Raw genomic sequence first — 17694 nt, 5'->3', positions numbered from 1 at the left:
AACGATCAAACCAACAAACAATTGGCATCAATCATTCGACACGCTGTTGAGTTCTCAAAAAACGACCAGACACTCACCTCCGTGCAGCAAGCGCCACACATCAGCAAGAACTGTGTCTTACTTTGGTTGATGTCCACTCGACTCTTGGGCGGCAAGTCGAAGATCTTGATGATCTCGACTCTCGCGCACTTGGCTCCGAGCGACGTTGTCAGCCTAGCAGACCGTCTGACCGGCACAAAATCCGATCGGCCAGTCTTCCGTGGGCACTTGCGGAGGGCTTTCGCTCTTCGCTTCGCCGCCCCGTTGGGCTGACAAGAAGAACAGTAGACCAACGATGCGGGAAGTACCAAATCGGGGCCATTCCGCGGTTTTCGGCGGGCGTGCGTCCGCGAGTCAGGCCCGCGGACGCACCACCAACGACCCGATCAGTCGATCAGCAGGCTGAGCAGGTCCGCACGGGTCAGGACGCCCACTGGCTTGCCGTCCTGCACGACCATGAGTGCGTCGTGCTTGGTGAGCAGGTCGCGTGCGCCGGACGCGCGCTCCCCCGCTCCGATCATCGGCAACGCAGCCTCCATGTGCTTGGCCACCGGGTCCGCCAGATGTGCGGCACCGGCATACAGCGCCTCGAGCAGCTCGCGTTCGCTCACCGAGCCGGCGACCTCGCCGGCCATCACCGGTGGTTCCGCGTTGACCACCGGCATCTGGGAGACGTCGTATTCGCGGAGGATCTTGATGGCGTCCCGGATGGTCTCGTTGGGGTGCGTGTGCACCAGAGCCGGCATCGAGCCCTCCTTCGCGGCGAGCACGCTGCCGACGGTCTGCTCCTCCGCCTGCTCCGGGAGGAAGCCGTAACTGCCCATCCAGCCGTCGTCGAAGATCTTCGACATGTAGCCGCGTCCCGAGTCCGGCAGCAGCACGACGACCGTCGCGTCCGCCGGCAGCGTCGCCGCGTGCCGGAGCGCGGCCACGACCGCCATACCGCACGAGCCACCGACCAGCAGGCCCTCCTCACGCGCCAGTCGCCGGGTCATCGCGAACGACTCGGCGTCCGTCACCGCGATCACGTCGTCGACGACCGCCGGGTCGTAGGCCCGTGGCCACATGTCCTCCCCGACGCCCTCCACCAGGTAGGGGCGGCCACTGCCGCCGGAGTAGACCGAGCCCTCCGGGTCGGCGCCGATGATCTTGACGCGTCCGCCCGCTCGATCCGCCGACACCTCACGCAGGAAACGGCCGGTCCCGGTGATCGTGCCGCCGGTGCCGATGCCGGCCACGAACGAGGTCAGCTCGCCGTCGGTGTCGGCCCAGATCTCGGGGCCCGTGGAGTGGTAGTGCGAGTTGGGGCCCTCCGGGTTGGAGTACTGGTCCGGCTTCCAGCCACCGGGCGTCTCTGCGGCGATGCGATCCGAGACGCTGTAGTAGGAGTCCGGGTGCTCGGGCGGGACGGACGACGGCGTGACGACGACCTGCGCGCCATACGCCTTGAGCACGTTGCGCTTGTCCTCGCTCACCTTGTCGGGGCACACGAAGATGCACTTGTAGCCCTTGCGCTGCCCGACCAGGGCGAGACCGACACCGGTGTTGCCCGAGGTGGGCTCGACGATCGTGCCGCCGGGTTGCAGGGCCCCGGAAGCCTCGGCCGCCTCGATCATCCGCAGCGCGATCCGGTCCTTGACCGAGCCTCCCGGATTGACGTACTCGACCTTGGCAAGGACCGTGCAGGCGATGCCCTCGGTGACGTTGGACAACTTGACGAGGGGCGTGTCGCCCACCAGATCGGCGATGTGCTCAGCGAACTTCATGCACCGATCGTCTCAGATGGCGGATGCGCACGGGCACGCATCGCCTCGCGCTCCCCCGGAGTCACCCGAAAGCCGACAGCAACGCCGCGAGTGAGACCATTGGGCAACTGCAGATCAGCAACTGAGCGCACCGTGGCTTATTCTGCGAAGCCTCTTGTGCTTGCTCAGGATCAATGTCAGTGGAGGGCGGGTGGACCAGCGATGAGTCGGGCATCGATGGCTCGCAAGGTGGCGACCTATGCCGCCGGCACCGCGGGTGTCAGCGCCGCCGGTTTCCTCAGCGGTTGGGGAGTTCTCAAAGGTGAGGCCGCGATCGCGCGACGCGTCGTCGGCCAGCCCTTCGACGGAGCGCCCGACGACAACGGCGTGTATGGCGCCGCCCCCGGCGACCCGATCGAACTCCTGGTCCTCGGCGACTCCACTGCCAAGGGCATGGGCGCCGACGACGCGAGCCAGACGGTCGGCGCGATCATCGCCGCCGCGGTCGCGGCCCTCGCCGGCCGGCCGGTGCGCCTGACCAACGTCGCCGTCGTAGGCGCCACTTCTCCGGACCTCGGTGGCCAACTGGACCTCGCACTGTCGCAGGTGCCACACCCCGCCGTCACCCTCATCATGATCGGCGCCAACGACGTCACCAGCCGGCTGTCGCAGACCGATGCGGTCGAGCACCTGGCCGAGACCGTCCGCCGCCTGCGAGACGCCGGCAGCCCGGTCGTCGTCGGCACCTGTCCGGACCTGGGCATCATCAAACCGGTCCCGCCGCCGCTGCGTCAGCTCGCGCGGCGCTGGTCCCGCCACCTGGCCGCCGCGCAGACCCGGACCGTCGTCGAGATGGGCGGCCGGACCGTGTCGCTGGGCGACCTGCTCGGACACGAGTTCTCCGACAGTCCGACGGTGATGTTCTCCAAGGACCGCTTCCACCCGTCGTCCGCCGGTTATGCACGGGCCGCGTCCGCCCTGTTGCCCAGCGTGTTGGACGCGCTCGGCGAGGTCTCGGCCGACACCGGCCGTCAGCCGGATCGGTTGCGCGGGGAGGCCGTTCGCCCGGTCGCCTCGGCTGCGCGCCGCGCCGCGCGCGACCCCGGCACCGAGGTCACCGGCACCGAGGTCGAGGGCGTCGCGCGCAACGTGCGTGGCCCGTGGGCCGTGTTACTGCGTCGTCATCGGCGCCCGCTGCCGCCTCCCGGCGAGGACGAGCACGACGCGGAGCCGGTCGACGAGCGCGGTCGCACCACTGGTGCGGAGCCGATCGACGGCACAACGACCGACGGGCCCACCGACGTCACGACGACCACCGGCGAGTCGGCCGACACCGGCTCCGCACCGGCGACGGATGCCGAGCCGACCGCCGGCTCCTGACTCACGCCCGGGCCGCATCGGCGCGGGATTAGAGTCGGATCATGACGACCGACTCTGAATGCATCTTCTGCAAGATCGTGGCGGGCGACATCCCCGCCGAGAAGATCCACGAGGACGAACGCACCGTCGCCTTCATGGACGTCAACCCGGGCACGCGCGGCCACGCGCTGGTCATCCCCAAGAACCACACCAAGGACCTCCTGGAGATCGCGCCCGACGAGCTCGCCGCGGTCACGCAAGCGGGGCAGGCGGTCGCTCGCCGCGCCGTGGAACGCTTGGGCGCCGACGGGATCAACCTGCTCAACTGTTGCGGCTCCGAGGCGTGGCAGACCGTCTTCCACTTCCATCTGCACGTCGTGCCGCGCTACGTCGACGACCCGCTGCAGTTGCCGTGGATCCCCGCTCCGGGTGAGCCGGATGAGATCGCCGAGACCGCGGCGCTGCTGCGCGAGTGAGCGATCCGGCGTGAGTCGCCGCACACGCGAGGCGGCTCACGCCATACACTCGTGGGCGGTATTACCCGTGAGTAACATCCGCGAACATCCATCCACGACCTGTCCCTGTTCCTGCAATGAGCCTGCTCAGCACAAACTTCAATGACGGAGGACCGCATGCCCGAAGCTGTCATCGTTTCCACCGCGCGTACGCCGATCGGCCGCGCTTTCAAGGGGTCCCTGAAGGACATCCGGCCCGATGACCTGAGTGTGCAGGTCATCCAGGCCGCGCTGGCCAAGGTGCCCGACCTGGACCCCACCCTCATCGAGGACCTCTACCTCGGCTGCGCCGAGCCCTGGGCCGAACACGGCAGCAACATGGCTCGCGTCGTGGCAGTGCTGGGTGGCTGGGACCACCTGCCCGGTGCGACCGTCAACCGCTTCTGCTCCTCCTCGGTGCAGACCACGCGGATGGCCGCGCACGCGATCAAGGCCGGTGAGGGCGACATCTTCCTGTCCGCCGGTGTGGAGTGCGTCTCCCGGTATGCCGACTTCTCCGGCGCCGGCGGCAGCAATGTCACCTGGCAGAACTCGAAGTTCGAGGACGCCAAGGCCCGCACCGAGCAGATCGCGAAGGACAACCCGACCTGGACCGACCCGCGCGAGGACGGCAATCTGCCGGACGTCTACATCTCGATGGGCCAGACCGCCGAGAACGTCGCGACGCTGCGCGGTATCAGCCGCGAGCGCCAGGACGAGTGGGGCGTGAGCAGCCAGAACCGCGCCGAGAAGGCCATCGCGGACGGCTTCTTCGCCCGCGAGATCGCGCCGGTGACGCTGCCCGACGGCACCGTCGTCAGCACCGACGACGGACCCCGCGCCGGTGTGACGCTGGAGAAGGTCAGCGCGTTGCAGCCGGTCTTCCGCGAGAACGGCACCGTCACGGCCGGCAACTGCTGCCCGCTCAACGACGGCGCCGCCGCCGTGGTCGTCATGAGTGACACCAAGGCCAAGGAACTGGGTCTCACCCCGCTGGCCCGCGTGGTGTCGACCGGAGTCTCCGCACTCTCCCCCGAGGTCATGGGCCTCGGCCCGGTCGAGGCGTCCCGTCAAGCGCTGAAGCGCGCTGGTATGACGATCGGCGACCTCGACCTCTACGAGATCAACGAGGCGTTCGCCGCGCAGGTCCTGCCGTCCGCCGACGACCTGGGCATGGACCTGGACAAGCTCAACGTGCACGGCGGTGCGATCGCGCTCGGCCACCCGTTCGGCTCGACCGGCGCCCGCATCACCACGACGTTGCTCAACGGCCTGCAGGAGGCCGACGGCACCTTCGGTCTGGAGACCATGTGTGTCGGTGGCGGTCAGGGTATGGCGGTCATCTACGAGCGCCTGTCGTAACTCCCTCTCGCACAAAATGATTCGGCCCCCGACCGCAGCTGCGGTCGGGGGCCGAGTCGTTTTTCTGACGCGGGTCAGCTTTTGATGTCGGTGGCGACGCGGTCGCCGGAGGTGGAGATCTTGCGGGTCCACTGGTAGACCGCCCCGATCAGCAGCACGAACAGGATCGCGCCGAGCCCCTCGGACCAGTGCAGGAACCCGTCACCGACGACCGCCAGCGGTTCGTCGTTGCCGGTCCCGGCGACGATCGCCGCGAGCAGCACCCCGAAGAGACTCTCCCCGACGATGAAGCCGGTCGCGACCAGGATGCCCAGCCGCTTGACGCGTTCGGGGTTCGTGGTGCTGCGATCGGCCCACCGGTCGTAGAACATGCCGATGACGGCACCGATCGGGATCATCAGGGTGAGCGAGATCGGGAGGTACATGCCCATTCCCACTGCGAGCGGCGGCAGTCGGAGCTTGCCGGTCGTCCTCCCCAGGACCTCGTCCACGATGATCACGACGACGCCGATGGCGGCGCCGAGGCCGATCAGGCCCCAGTCCAGCGAGTCACCGAAGACACCCTTGGCGAGCGATGAGATCAACGATGCCTGTGGAGCGGCCAGGGCGTCCTTGCCGGCGCCGGGCGCGCCGAGGAAGCCGAAGCTGTTGTTCATCAGATCCATGATCGGCGGTATGACGAGCGAGCCGAACACGACGCCGATGACCAGCGCGACCTGCTGCTTCCACGGCGTGGAACCCACCAGTTGACCGGTCTTGAGATCCTGCAGGTTGTCGTTGGAGATGGTCGCGACGCCGAAGACGATCGCTGCGGTGAAGATCGTGTAGGCGACCAACGCTTCCGCGTCCGCGCCGCTGCCACCGCCATGGACCGCCTTGATCAGCAGCGCCGCCGCCAGGACGACCAGGATGCCGACGCCGGAGATCGGGCTGTTGGATGAACCGATGAGACCGGCCATGTAGCCGCAGACCGCGGCCACGACCAGGCCGATGACCAGCACGAAGATGAGGCTGAGCACGAGGATGCCGGTCAGGCTGCCCTGCAACTCGGTGTCGTGCGCGAAACCCCACAGCAGCAACCCGATCGGGATCAGCGACAGCAGCACGATCGAGACGACGACCGTGATCGGCATGTCCCGCTCGGTCATCTCGATCTCGGCGCCGCTCTGCCGCGCCCGGTTGGACACCATGGATTCCTTGATGCCGCGAATGATCGGGCCGATGATTTTCAGCAGCGTCCAGATGGCCGCGACGGCGATCGCTCCGGCGCCGATGAAGCGCACGTCGGTCGCGAAGATCCCGCTGACCGCGTCGGTGATGTCACCGTGCGCCGGCAGGTGACCGGAGGATTTGATCGGCAGCAGCACGCCGAACGAGATCAGCAGGCCGACGACCATCGCGATGCCGACGCTCAGACCGACGAGGTGCCCGACACCGATCAGCGCGAGCGAGAGGCTGGAGCCGACCATGGTGCCGCCACCTCCGAGGTGGAACACCTTCTGCAGCGATCCGGCCACGACCTTGAGCGCAGCCAGCAACGAATATCCTGCCGCCGCAACAGAACCCGCGATGATGACGCGCAACCCGCGGCGGTTCTCCTCGGCGCCCTCGGTGCTGTCGCCGACCCGCAGGACCTCCGCACCGGCCACCCCCTCGGGATAGGGCAGATCGGAGCCGGTCACCAACGCTCGGCGCAGTGGGATGGAGTAGGCGACACCGAGGATGCCGCCGATGAGGCAGACGGCCATCGTCGTCCAGTAGGGGAATCCGGTCCACCAGCCGACGATCACCAGCCCGGGTAGCACGAAGATGATCGCGGACAGGGTGCCCGCGGCGGATGCGATGGTCTGCACGATGTTGTTCTCGACGACCGAGTGGTCGGCGAAGTAACGCAGCACGGCCATCGAGATGACCGCGGCTGGGATCGAGGTGGCGAACGTCAGCCCGACCTTCAGTCCGAGATAGACATTGGCCGCCGTGAACACCAGAGTGATCAGACCGCCGATGACGACACCGCGGATGGTCAACTCTCGTACGACTGACCGTTCCGCAGGACTCGCAGCGGACATGAGTCAGGAACCTCCCTGATAGGCAAAAGAACCCACCCACCCTAAACGTGCCGACGCGCACGCCCGAATCGTGTCGGGGCACGCGGCATACGCTGTGCCCGTGGACGACGTCACGACCGAACTGCGCCGAGTGACCCGGCGGTGGCAACAGCTGACACCTGACCAGATGAGCGAAAACGCTTCACTGATGCGGGATCTCGCGCAGCAACTGGCCGATCGGACGCGTCGCGCGCAGGGGTTGGAGCCACTCGCCATACCTGATCTCGGGGATGCAGTGCTGGCCGACCAACTGACGGTGATGGTGTATGACGCGTGCCGCGCCGGCCTCGATCCGCAGGCGTTGCAAGGCCTTACGGAGTTGCGTCGCACCCTGCCCTGAGGCGGCTGCCTCAGAGCAGGGGCGCCAGCGCGCGACGGTAGCGGACGATGTGCTCCGTGTCCGGCTCGACGTCGGACAGCACCCGGAAGATCGCGGCACGCAGCATCGCCTGCCGCGCGGCCCCGGCGGACCAGTCGTCCAGCAGGTGTGGGTCGGCGTCGGACCACAGCACGAGGTCGAGCACGGTCACAGCATCCGACCAGCGCACCGGCCGCCAGTAGGGCGCGAGGTCGATGACCACCGGGACGTCGGCAGCGTCCAGCAGCACGTTGCCGGCCAGGTCACCGTGGACGAGCTGATCGGCACCGAATGACCGGTCGGTGCGCAGGTTCAGCAGCTCGCGGGCGAATCCGGCCTGTTCGCCGGTGAATTCGGCAGGCTCGAGAGGCTGGTCGCCGAAGGCGACCCGCTCGGCGCGATCCCACCTACTACGCGGCGGCTGCGTGGCCAGCGGCCACTCCCGGACCGCGAGCGCGAGCTCGGCATGCAGCAGTGCGCCGGTGGCACGCACGACGGCCACGTCCGTGCAGGTGCGACTGCCCGTCTCGTAGCGGCTCGCGGACCAACCGTCGACCACCCAGGTGCCCTCGCGGGACGGGATCGGCATCGCGATGCGGACATCCCGTCGGGGACGGGTGTCCAGGTCCACCGCCAGCCGGGCCAGTCGCGGATTGAGCAGATCCGTGATCAGCCGATCGCGCCCGGGGCTGAGCACCAGGTCGCCGGCCAGCACGCTCTGCCCCTGCCCACCGGGCAGTGCCTGCAGATCGTCCGGCACAGCGAACAGGTCGAGCACCCGCTCCGAAGGGAGGGTGTGCTCGACCTGTGTCGCGCTTTTGGTAGCCAGGGTTATCGGCTCTGGATGCGGGCGAAGAGCCGCAGCAGCTCGATGTAGAGCCAGACGACCGAGACGAGCAGGCCGTGGGCCATCAGCCAGGAGTACTTCTCCGGCAGCTGCGCGGCGACGCCGCGCTGGATCGAGTCGAAGTCGACCGCGAGCGAGTATGACGCGAGGCCGACCGCGAAGATGCTGATGATGATGCCGAGGGGGCCGTTGCCACCGACGCCGAACGGGTTGTCCAGCACACCGGTCCAGACCAGCGCCACGTTGACCAGGGCGAAGAGCAGGTAACCCATCGCCATCAGGCCGAAGATCTTGCGGGAGCGCTCGGTGACCCGGATCAGGCCGAACTTCCAGCCGGCGAACATACCGGCGAAGACGCACAGCGTCGCGAGGACGGCCTCGGCGACGACGCCGGGGTAGACCCGGTTGAAGAAGCCGCTGGCCGCTCCGACGAAGAGTCCCTCACAGACGGCATACAGCAGGATCAGCGGGACCGAGATGACGCGCTTGAAGGAGATCACGAAGCCGAGCGCGAGGCCGACGAACATACCGCCGAGCCACAGCGCCATACCGGCGGATTGGTTCTCCTTGCCGACGAACCAACCGATGGCTGCGAAGACCAGCAGCACACCGAACAGCCCGAGCGTCTTGGTGACGACGTCGTCCAGCGTCATCCGCCCGGCCTGGCGGCCGGTCGCCGCCGGCGCGTCATACGCCTTCTCGAGGTCGGGCATCGACTGACCCGGCTGCTGCGGGAAACCGGGGTAGCCACCCTGCTGGCCGTAGCGGGCCTGCTGCTGCTGCTCGGGGCTGCTGAACTGGCCGTACTGCGGCTGGGCAGCTCCGGTGACCCGCCCCTTGGACAGGTCGTCGTTGAACCGGTTGAACACCGGATTTGATGCCATGGCAGTCCCTAACGTTTGCTCGAACGACTGTGACAGATGTTGCCTGGGCGCAGTCTATGCGACCGGGCCGATCCCCACATCTGTCTCAACGTCGGCGAGCAGGCCCGGTGTTCCGGGCGGCGCCATCACTGCAATTGCAGCAGGGGCGCGACTTCGGCCCGGACCGCGTCCCGGAAGACGTCCTGGCCGGCGATCTCCGGGTCGAAGATCTCCCGGATCTGCAGCATCCGCTCGACCAGACCGTCCGTCGGTCCGGCGGCGCGCTCCCGCAGGACCGCTGCGAGCGGATCGTTCAGCGGCAACTCTCGACCGGTGGTGTCCCGACCGCGATGGACGTAGACGATCCACGCGGCGACCGCCAGTGCGCAGTGCCGCGGCACCGCCCCGGCGCGCAGCCGGTCCCGGGCGGTGTCGAGGATGCGGATCGGCAGTTTCTGTGAGCCGTCCATGGCCACCTGGACCGTGGTGTGCCGCAGGTGCGGATTGCCGAACCGCTCGAGGATCTGCTCGCCGTACTCCGCGAGGTCCACACCGGGCGGCGCCTCGAGCGTCGGGATCGCGTCCTGCTGCTGCAGGCCGCGGGCGGCGCCATACAACGTGTCGTCGGCGACGGCCTCGGCGATCGTCCGGTGCCCGTGCAGCGCGCCGAGGTAGGCCAGCAGCGAGTGGGTGCCGTTGAGCATCCGCAACTTCGCCTTCTCGTATGGCGCCACCTCCGTCGCGAGCGTCGCACCGACGTCCTCCCACGCCGGCCGATCCGCGGCGAACCGGTCCTCGATGACCCATTGCCCGAACGGCTCTGCGACGACCAGTCCGTGGTCCCGCAAGTGCAGCAGGTCGGCCGCCTCGGCCCGGTCCCGATCGGTGGTGGCCGGCACGATGCGGTCGACCATCGTCGACGGGAAGGTCACGCGCTCCCGTAGCCAGGTGCCGAACCCGTCCCCGCCAGCGGAGGCGGCGAGTTCGTGCACGAGACGCTCCAGCTGTGCACCGTTGCCGGGCAGGTTGTCGCAGCTGACCACGCTGAGAGGCTCGGCTCCGCCGGCGAACCGTCTCGCCAGACCCGCCGCGAGCAGGCCGAGCGAGGTGCCGGTCGGATGCGGCGCGGGCCGGCCGGCGAGCACCGACGCGACCACGGCGAGATCGGCGGTGACCGGCTCGGTGCCGAGTGCCAGTGCCCCGTCTGCGGTGCGGGGGTAGCCCTTCTCGGTGATGGTCAACGTCACCACGTGCACGCCCGGCCGGGCGATGGCGGTCATCGCCGCGCCTTGCTGCGCACCTCCGCTGACGACGTCCCGGATGCCGCCCACCACCCGCAGCGAGGTGCGGTCGGCGGACTTGGTGAGCACGCCATACAGACAGTCCTGCGGCGCCAGTTGCTCGACGACGTTCGCGGACCGCCCGGTGACTGCGAACGTGCCCCACCGGTGGTCGCCGCCGGCCGCACTCGCCAGCTCGGTGTAGACCGCCTGGTGTGCCCGGTGGAAGGCGCCGATCCCGAGATGTACCAGGCCTGTTGGCAGACTTCGCGGGTCGAGCTCCGGCAGTGTGACCTCGCCGGAGGCCGCCGGCAGAGTGCCGAGCGAAAGCCGCTGCACGCCTCAGTCCTTCGAGTCGTCGACGCGGGCGACCAGTTGGGTGGGGTTGACGAACCGCAGCGCGATCACCAGCAGCACCAGCATCGACAGCATGTAGATCACCGCCATCGCGTCCACGGACTGCTGGGCTCGTATGCCGGCACCGGTCATGGCCGTGAAGAGCGCCACCACCAGGGTGTTGGAGCTGGAGTCCGAGGTGAGGAAGGTGAGCTCGAACATCCCGACGGTGCGCACCAGCACGAGCACCGCGGCGGCCAGCATGCCCGGGATCAGCAGCGGGGCGAGGATGCGCAGGAACAACTTCGACGTCGACGCACCGCACATCCGCGCGGCCGACTCGATCGACGGGTTGATCTGCTCGATGAACGGCGTCATCGTCAACACCACGAACGGCACCGACGGCACCAGGTTGGCCAGGATGACCCCGGTCAGCCCGGGCGCCAGGTGGTAGTAGTTGAGGAGCGTCGCCAGCGGGATGCCGTAGGTGATCGGCGGCATCATGATCGGCAACAGGAACAGCAGCATCACGAACTTCGACCCGGGGAACTTCTTGCGTGCCAGCACGTATGACGCGGGCACGCCGATCAGCACCGAGAGCGCCACGACCACGACGGCCACGATGAGAGTGGTGAGCACCACCTGCGTCAGGTCGTACTGCGACCACGCCGTGCCGTACCAGGAGCCCGAGTAACTGGTCGGCAACCAGCTGTCGAACCATTTGCCCGCGAACGAGTTGACGACGACCGACGCGATCACTCCGAAGAGCAGGATCAGGAAGATCGCCATACCGCCCCAGGTCAGGAACTTCCCGGGTGAGGCGACGAGGCGGCGCCGACGCGCGGTGGCCCTGGGTGCCGGCCCTTCGACGAGAGCGCTCATCAGCCCTTACCTCCCGTGGATCCCTTGTACATGGTCGATCGCAACATCAACACCACTCCGATCACGATCATCTCGACCACACCCATCACGATGGCTGACGCCGACGCGAGCGGGTAGTCGAACATCTGGCCCCAGGCGTTGTAGGCGACATACGCCACCACCCGGGTCGACCCGGACGGGTCGCCGACGAGGATCGCGGACGGGAAGACGCTGAAGGCCAGCACGAAGGTCAGGCAGAACGTCGTCGCCAGACCGGGTGCGAGCAAGGGCATGATGATCCGCCGGAACCGCTGTTTCCAGTCAGCCCCAAGGGTTTTCGCCGCTGCCTCCAGCGACGGGTCGATGCCGGACATGTAGGACAGGATCAGCAGGAACGCGAAGGGGAAGCCCGAGATGATCAACGACCACAGGACGCCCCAGTAGTTCTGCACCAGTTGCACCGGTCCGAGGTCGAACAGGCCCAGGAACCGGTTGAACCAGCCGCGCGGGCCGAAGAAGTTCAACAGTCCTTCCGCCGTCAGCACGGTGCCGAGCGTGATGGGTACGACGAGGATCGTCGTCAGCAACCGCTTGCCGCGGAAGTTGCCGCGCATCATGTAGGCCAACGGAATCGCCGCGATGACGTTGATCAGGGCCGCCGGCAGCGAGAGCTTCAGGGTGATCCACAGGGAGTCCCAGCCGCGCATGTCGGGGTCGGTGAAGAAGGCCTTGTAGGCGCCGAACATGCCGCCCTTGTTGGGGTGCAGTGACAGGTTGAGGCCGTAGAGGAACGGATAGACGAACAGCACGATGACGAAGAGCAGTCCCGGCACCAGCAGCCACAGGGTGCGGTCGATGCCGTGCTCGGCGAGCCGGTGCACCAGGGACGGTTTCTGCGACGGATCGCCCTGTGGTGTATGCCGTTTCGCGTCGACGACAGGTGCACTCATGCCGGAGAACCTGCGGTTTCGAGCGGCGCTGACGCGCCGGCCGCTCCGCTGTCGTCGGGCTCGGCAGCGCTCGGGAAGACCAGGATCCGGTGCGCCTCGGCGGTCAGCCGGATCGTGCTGCCCTCCGTCGGCCGCTCGCTGGTGCGAACGTGCACGGCTTCGCCCGTGGCGAGATGTGCCTCGACGGCGAACTCGCGACCCTGGTACTCGACGACGTCGACCGTCGCGTCGAGGGTGAGCGCGTCGGTGGCTCCCGGGGCACCGATGACCAGGTCCTCCGGTCGGATGCCGACCCGCACCCGATCCCGGGTAGCGAGGGCTCCCGCGGCCGCGCCGTCGGCCGTCGTGCCCAGCAGACCGACAGTGGCGTGCTCGCCGTCCACCCGCTCGACGACACCGTCGAACAGGTTGCGGTAGCCCATGAAGTCGGCGACGTGCGCGTTCGTCGGTGTCTCGTGCAGCTCCTGCGGCGTGCCCACCTGCTGCACCTCTCCGCCGCGCAACACGACCAACCGGTCGGCGAGCGAGAGCGCCTCCTCCTGGTCGTGCGTGACGTAGATGGTGGTCAGGCCGAGCGACTGGTGCAACCGGCGGATCTCGGTGCGCATCTCGAGGCGCAGCTTCGCATCGAGGTTCGACAGCGGTTCGTCCATGAGCACCAACGGTGGCCGGAGCACTACGGCCCGAGCGATGGCGACCCGTTGTTGCTGGCCACCCGACATCTGACCGGGCAGCTTCTTGGCGTGTGGGCCGAGTTGGACCAGGTCGATCGCCTCGGCCACCCGCCGCTTGATCTCGGCGCGAGGCACTTTGCGCATCTGCAGCCCGAACGCGATGTTCTTCTGCACCGACAGATGCGGGAACAGTGCGTAGTTCTGGAAAACCATTCCGAAACCACGCTTCTCGGGTGGCAACTGGTCGACCTGCTGGTCGTCCAGCATGATCCGGCCCGCGGTCAGCGGCAGCAGCCCGGCAACGCAGTTGAGCGCCGTCGACTTGCCGCACCCGGACGGTCCGAGCAGCGCGATGAACTCGCCCCGCTCGATCGTCAGGTCCAGTCCGTTCAGTGCCGTCTGCCCGCCGAACCTGCGGGTCAGACCGTCCAGATGAAGACTGTGGAAATCCTCCTTGAGACCCGTCACTGACTCTTCGCCTTCCCGCCGCCGACCTTCTTGTCCCACATGCTGAAGGCCTTCACGAGCTTGGGTGCATCGATCGGCGTCACGACCGGGTGGGACTTGATCAGGTCGGCATACTCCGGACGGCCGTATTCCTTGATGACCTGCTGGCTCTTGGGCGGCGCCATGTCGATGGTCACGCCCTTGACGGCCGGCCCCGGGTAGAAGTAGCCGTCATCGAAGGTCTTGGCCTGCTGCTTCTTCTCCAGTGCGTAGTTGAGCACCTGCAGGATCGCCGACATCTTGTCGGAGGAGACACCGCTCGGCACCGCCGCGTACTGCGCGTCGGACACCCACTTGAAGCCGTCGAGCGAGGTGACCTTGAAGTTCTTCGGCACCTGGTTGAGCGCACGCGGATTGATGTCCCAGCCGGTCGTCGTCAGTGCCATGTCCCAGGCGCCGGTCTTCAGGTTGTTCATCGTGACGCTCGTGCCCGTGGGGTAGGTCTTGATGTACTTGCCCAGGTTCTGCAGGTACTTCCAGGTCTTCGGCCAGCCGTTGATCGGGTCCTTCGGATCCTTGTCCTTGAGGATGTAGGGAAGTCCCATCAGCCAGGTCCGGCCGGGACCGGAGTTCGCCGGCTGGGCGTAGCCGAACTTGCCGGGGTGCGCCTTCGCCCACGCGAGCAGTTCGTCCGCGGTCTTGGGCGGGTTCTTCACCTTGTCGGGGTTGTATTCGAGCAACGGGCCGGACGGGTAGTAGACGAGCGCGACTGCCTGGTCCTGGGCGAGCTTCTGCATGTTGGCGGCCGGCGTCTGGTAGTTCGCCATGTTCGGCAGCCGGTCCGAGAACTTCTTCATGTTGACGAAGAGACCCTGCTCGATGCCGGCGGACAGGCCGTCGGTGCCGGTGAGCACCAGGTCGATGTGCAGGTTCCCGGCGTCCTGCTGAGCCTTCACCTTGCCCGCCATGTCCGGAGCCCCGGCGGTCTGCCAGGTCACCTTGGAGATGACGTCCGGGTGGGCCTTCGCGAACGACGCGAAGATCGAGCCGGTCAGCTGCTTGTTGCCGGCGACGTCCAGGATGTTGAGGGTGACGGCCTTCGACGGTTTGGTCGGCACGGCGGACGCCTTCAGTGCCTTGGACGGATCGGAGCCTCCGCCACCACCCGGTGTCCCGCACGCGGTCATGGCGAGGCCTGCCGCCGCAATTGCGGCAACTGCTCCAAATTTGTTGAAACGCATACGTTTTCGCTCCTTGATCCTTGCGAGCGCGATGCTCACGTTCTGTGCGAGGGAGACTTCAGCTGTGTTGCTGCGGCACCGAGGTCGACTGACGGACCACGAGTTGAACCGGTAGGTCCTCGGGCGCGCTGTGCCGATCGGTCGGGTTCATAAGGTCGACCAGGCTGTTGACGGCACTGCGGCCGACCTTCTTCAACGGCGAACGCACCGTGGTGAGGCCGGGCGAGACGAGCGTGGCGACGTTGACGTCGTCGATGCCCATGACGGACAGGTCCTCGGGCACCCGGATCCCCCGCGTGGTGAGGCGGGCGAGTATGCCGAGACCCACCAGGTCGTTGTAGGCCAGCGCGGCCGTCGCTCCCGAGGCGACGACGACGTCGGCGGCGGACTGCCCGCCGTCGAAGTTGGGTGCGTAGGAGCCGACCTTGCCGACCTCGAGATCATCGAAAGTCGGCGCGATCCGCTCGATGGCCGCCCAGCGCTTCTGGTTCGACCAGGACTTCTCGGGTCCACCGACGTAGGCGATGTGGCGGTGCCCGAGGGCGTGCAGGTGCTCGAGCGCGAGCCGGATGATCTCCGCGTCGTCGACTACGACGGAGGTCAGTCCCTCCCACTCGCGGTTGATCAGAACCATCATCGTCTGCCCGGCGACCGCGGCGATGTCGGAGGCCGCCATACGTGGCGAGCAGAGGATCAGACCGTCGACCTGTTTGGACAGCTGGTGCACCAGCTCGAGCTCGGTCCGGATGTCCTCGTCGGAGTCGGCGATGAACACCGAATAGCCCGCAGCGAGAGCGCGACTCTGCACGCTCTTGGTGATGGACGCGAAGTAGGGGTTCTCCAGGTCCGGGACCACCAGCCCGATGTTGTGTGTCGTGCCGGTGATCAGGCCGCGCGCCGCGAGGTTGGGTCGATAACCCAGCTGCCGAGCCGCCTCGACCACCCGGTCGCGAGTCTCGGCCGCGACGGCGGTGTTGCCCGAGAGCGCGCGCGACACGGTTGACGCGGACACGCCGGCGGCTTTGGCCACGTCGTGCACGGTGATGGATGTCGCCACCGGCCCACCTCCTTCGTTGTGCGGTGTGTCACACACCCTGCAATCGTTCCCACAATGCTGTCAATCGTCGTTATCAAACCGTTACCAACGCTGTAGTGCGCCGTACACACATGACTCCGGTTGCACCGAATCTGTCTGCCATATATGTAAATTGCCCCTTGAACGATCGCCCCACTGCAGGCATAGTGAGTTCTGCAATCGCTTGCAAAGATTCCATGAAAGGGTGCAATGACTGAGCAGTGGCAGCTTGATCCCGACCGAGCGCTCCCCGCCGATCCGACGACGCGGGACCTTGCTCGCACGATCTACCGGCACGCTGCGACGCTGCCGCTCGTGTCGATGCACGGGCATGTCGATGTCGATCTCTTCGCCGACAACCAGGCCTTCGGAGATCCTGCCGAGCTGCTCATCACCCCGGACCACTACCTGGTGCGCATGCTGGTGTCACAGGGTTACCGGCACGCCGAACTCGGGGTCCCTCACCGCGACCGCGACTCCGGCGGCGACCCCGTCGAGCGGGACCCGCGCGCGATCTGGCGACGGTTCTGCGAGAACTGGCACCTCTTCCGTGGGACGCCGACCCGCTACTGGCTCGAGCACGAGCTCGCGGAGATCTTCGAACTGCCGGCGCCACCGTCGGCGAAGAACGCGGACGTGCTCTACGACCAGCTCGCCGAGACACTGCAGCGGGCGGACTTCCGGCCACTCGCGCTGCTGGATCGGATGAACGTCCAGATCCTCGCAACGACCGACTCAGCCCTGTCCGACCTCTCATCGCACGGCCGGCTCGCGCGCCAGCTCGGTCCCGCCCGGATCGTGCCGACCTTCCGGCCGGACTCGCTCGTGCACGTGGGGCACCATGCCTGGACCGCCGAGGTCGACCGGCTCGCCGAGGTCTCCGGCGTCGACACCGGTGACTATCAGGGCTTCCTGGCGGCGCTGCGCCAGCGGCGCCGCGCCTTCATCGACGCGGGCGCCCGCGCCACCGACCACGGCCATCTCACCGCCGACACGACTCCCCTGCCCACCGCGAGCGCCGAGCGCATCTACCGCGACGCCTTGGCCGGCAACGTGTCGCCCGCCGACACCGAGGCGTTCGCCGCACACATGCTCTTCCAGATGGCCGAGATGTCCGCCGAGGACGGCCTCGTGATGCAGCTGCACCCCGGCGTCCTGCGCAACCACAGCGGCGAGATCTATCGACAGCACGGTCCCGACCAGGGTTTCGACGTGCCGGTGCGCGTGGAGTTCACTCGCAGCCTTCGGCCGCTGCTGGAGAAGTTCGGGCTGAGCGACCGGTTCCGGTGCATCCTCTTCACGACCGACGAGACCGTCTACTCCCGCGAGCTCGCGCCACTGGCCGGCGCGTACCCGTCCGTGCGCCTGGGCGCACCGTGGTGGTTCCTGGACAGCCCGGAGCAGATGCGCCGCTTCCGCGAGTCGGCCGTTGAGACCGCAGGCTTCTACAACACCAGCGGATTCGTCGATGACACAAGGGCATTCGCGTCCATCCCGGCACGTCACGACCTCTCCCGCCGCATCGACGCGGGCTACCTCGCCAAGCTGGTCGCCGAGGCGCGCCTCGGGATGGACGAGGCGATGGACACGATGGTCGATCTGGCCCACCGACTCGCCCTGACGGCATACGCCGCCCCTCACGACTGACCCCGAAG

General features: G+C 67.5%; 16 protein-coding genes. 6 read left to right on the top strand and 10 right to left on the bottom strand.

Features of this window, described 5'->3' with window-relative positions:
• Positions 1–312: hypothetical protein (locus IEX71_RS22645; protein ID WP_229749955.1), on the top strand; the 312-nt coding region annotated here is incomplete at its 5' end.
• A 113-nt stretch (positions 313–425) separates the two neighbouring features.
• Here IEX71_RS22645 and IEX71_RS22205 read toward each other — a convergent pair.
• Positions 426–1805, bottom strand: coding sequence for a cystathionine beta-synthase (locus tag IEX71_RS22205; RefSeq protein WP_188839279.1), 1380 nt, complete (start codon positions 1803–1805; stop codon positions 426–428).
• 201 nt (positions 1806–2006) lie between these two features.
• Between IEX71_RS22205 and IEX71_RS22200 the strand changes: the two genes are divergently transcribed.
• The 3 genes from IEX71_RS22200 (at position 2007) to IEX71_RS22190 (ending at position 4999) form a co-directional block, all read left to right on the top strand.
• Positions 2007–3164, top strand: a complete 1158-nt coding sequence (locus IEX71_RS22200; protein ID WP_188839278.1) for an SGNH/GDSL hydrolase family protein — start codon at positions 2007–2009, stop codon at positions 3162–3164.
• A gap of 41 nt (positions 3165–3205) precedes the next feature.
• Positions 3206–3619: an HIT family protein gene (locus tag IEX71_RS22195; RefSeq protein ID WP_188839277.1), complete on the top strand. Its 414-nt coding sequence runs from the start codon at positions 3206–3208 to the stop codon at positions 3617–3619.
• A gap of 156 nt (positions 3620–3775) precedes the next feature.
• Positions 3776–4999: an acetyl-CoA C-acetyltransferase gene (locus IEX71_RS22190; RefSeq protein ID WP_188839276.1), complete on the top strand. Its 1224-nt coding sequence runs from the start codon at positions 3776–3778 to the stop codon at positions 4997–4999.
• Positions 5000–5073: 74 nt separating this feature from the next.
• Here the strand turns inward: IEX71_RS22190 and IEX71_RS22185 are convergent, their stop codons facing one another.
• Positions 5074–7068 carry an OPT family oligopeptide transporter gene (locus tag IEX71_RS22185; protein ID WP_188839275.1) on the bottom strand — a complete coding sequence of 665 codons (1995 nt, stop codon included), beginning with the start codon at positions 7066–7068 and terminating at the stop codon, positions 5074–5076.
• 100 nt (positions 7069–7168) lie between these two features.
• Here IEX71_RS22185 and IEX71_RS22180 point away from each other — a divergent pair, with 100 nt between their 5' ends.
• The gene (locus IEX71_RS22180; protein ID WP_188839274.1) at positions 7169–7447 is read left to right on the top strand and encodes a hypothetical protein; all 279 of its coding nucleotides are present in this window, start codon (positions 7169–7171) and stop codon (positions 7445–7447) included.
• 10 nt (positions 7448–7457) lie between these two features.
• On the opposite strand, the gene IEX71_RS22175 is transcribed toward IEX71_RS22180, so the two are convergent.
• From IEX71_RS22175 to IEX71_RS22140, 8 genes are all read right to left on the bottom strand, one after another.
• The gene (locus IEX71_RS22175; protein WP_229749954.1) at positions 7458–8243 is read right to left on the bottom strand and encodes an aminoglycoside phosphotransferase; all 786 of its coding nucleotides are present in this window, start codon (positions 8241–8243) and stop codon (positions 7458–7460) included.
• A gap of 53 nt (positions 8244–8296) precedes the next feature.
• Positions 8297–9196, bottom strand: coding sequence for a Bax inhibitor-1/YccA family protein (locus tag IEX71_RS22170; RefSeq protein ID WP_188839273.1), 900 nt, complete (start codon positions 9194–9196; stop codon positions 8297–8299).
• Positions 9197–9321: 125 nt separating this feature from the next.
• Positions 9322–10794, bottom strand: a complete 1473-nt coding sequence (locus tag IEX71_RS22165) for a mannitol dehydrogenase family protein (protein ID WP_229749953.1) — start codon at positions 10792–10794, stop codon at positions 9322–9324.
• Positions 10795–10797: 3 nt separating this feature from the next.
• Positions 10798–11673 (bottom strand): ABC transporter permease, encoded by an 876-nt coding sequence (locus IEX71_RS22160; RefSeq protein WP_188839272.1) that lies wholly within the window; start codon positions 11671–11673, stop codon positions 10798–10800.
• Positions 11673–12602, bottom strand: a complete 930-nt coding sequence (locus IEX71_RS22155) for an ABC transporter permease (protein ID WP_188839271.1) — start codon at positions 12600–12602, stop codon at positions 11673–11675. The genes IEX71_RS22160 and IEX71_RS22155 overlap by 1 nt, the downstream gene beginning before the upstream one ends.
• Positions 12599–13744 carry an ABC transporter ATP-binding protein gene (locus IEX71_RS22150; RefSeq protein ID WP_188839270.1) on the bottom strand — a complete coding sequence of 382 codons (1146 nt, stop codon included), beginning with the start codon at positions 13742–13744 and terminating at the stop codon, positions 12599–12601. The genes IEX71_RS22155 and IEX71_RS22150 overlap by 4 nt, the downstream gene beginning before the upstream one ends.
• Positions 13741–14964, bottom strand: coding sequence for an extracellular solute-binding protein (locus IEX71_RS22145; protein ID WP_188839269.1), 1224 nt, complete (start codon positions 14962–14964; stop codon positions 13741–13743). Before IEX71_RS22145 ends, IEX71_RS22150 begins: the two co-directional genes overlap by 4 nt.
• A gap of 58 nt (positions 14965–15022) precedes the next feature.
• Positions 15023–16021: a LacI family DNA-binding transcriptional regulator gene (locus IEX71_RS22140; RefSeq protein ID WP_188839268.1), complete on the bottom strand. Its 999-nt coding sequence runs from the start codon at positions 16019–16021 to the stop codon at positions 15023–15025.
• 228 nt (positions 16022–16249) lie between these two features.
• Between IEX71_RS22140 and uxaC the strand changes: the two genes are divergently transcribed.
• Positions 16250–17686: a glucuronate isomerase gene (uxaC, locus tag IEX71_RS22135; protein ID WP_188839267.1), complete on the top strand. Its 1437-nt coding sequence runs from the start codon at positions 16250–16252 to the stop codon at positions 17684–17686.
• Positions 17687–17694: the final 8 nt, after the last annotated feature.

Origin of the sequence: Flexivirga endophytica, assembly GCF_014640635.1 — a bacterium.
Classification (GTDB): domain Bacteria; phylum Actinomycetota; class Actinomycetes; order Actinomycetales; family Dermatophilaceae; genus Flexivirga; species Flexivirga endophytica.
Note: the sequence above shows the minus strand (reverse complement) of the source record. Positions and strands in the feature narration are given on the sequence as shown.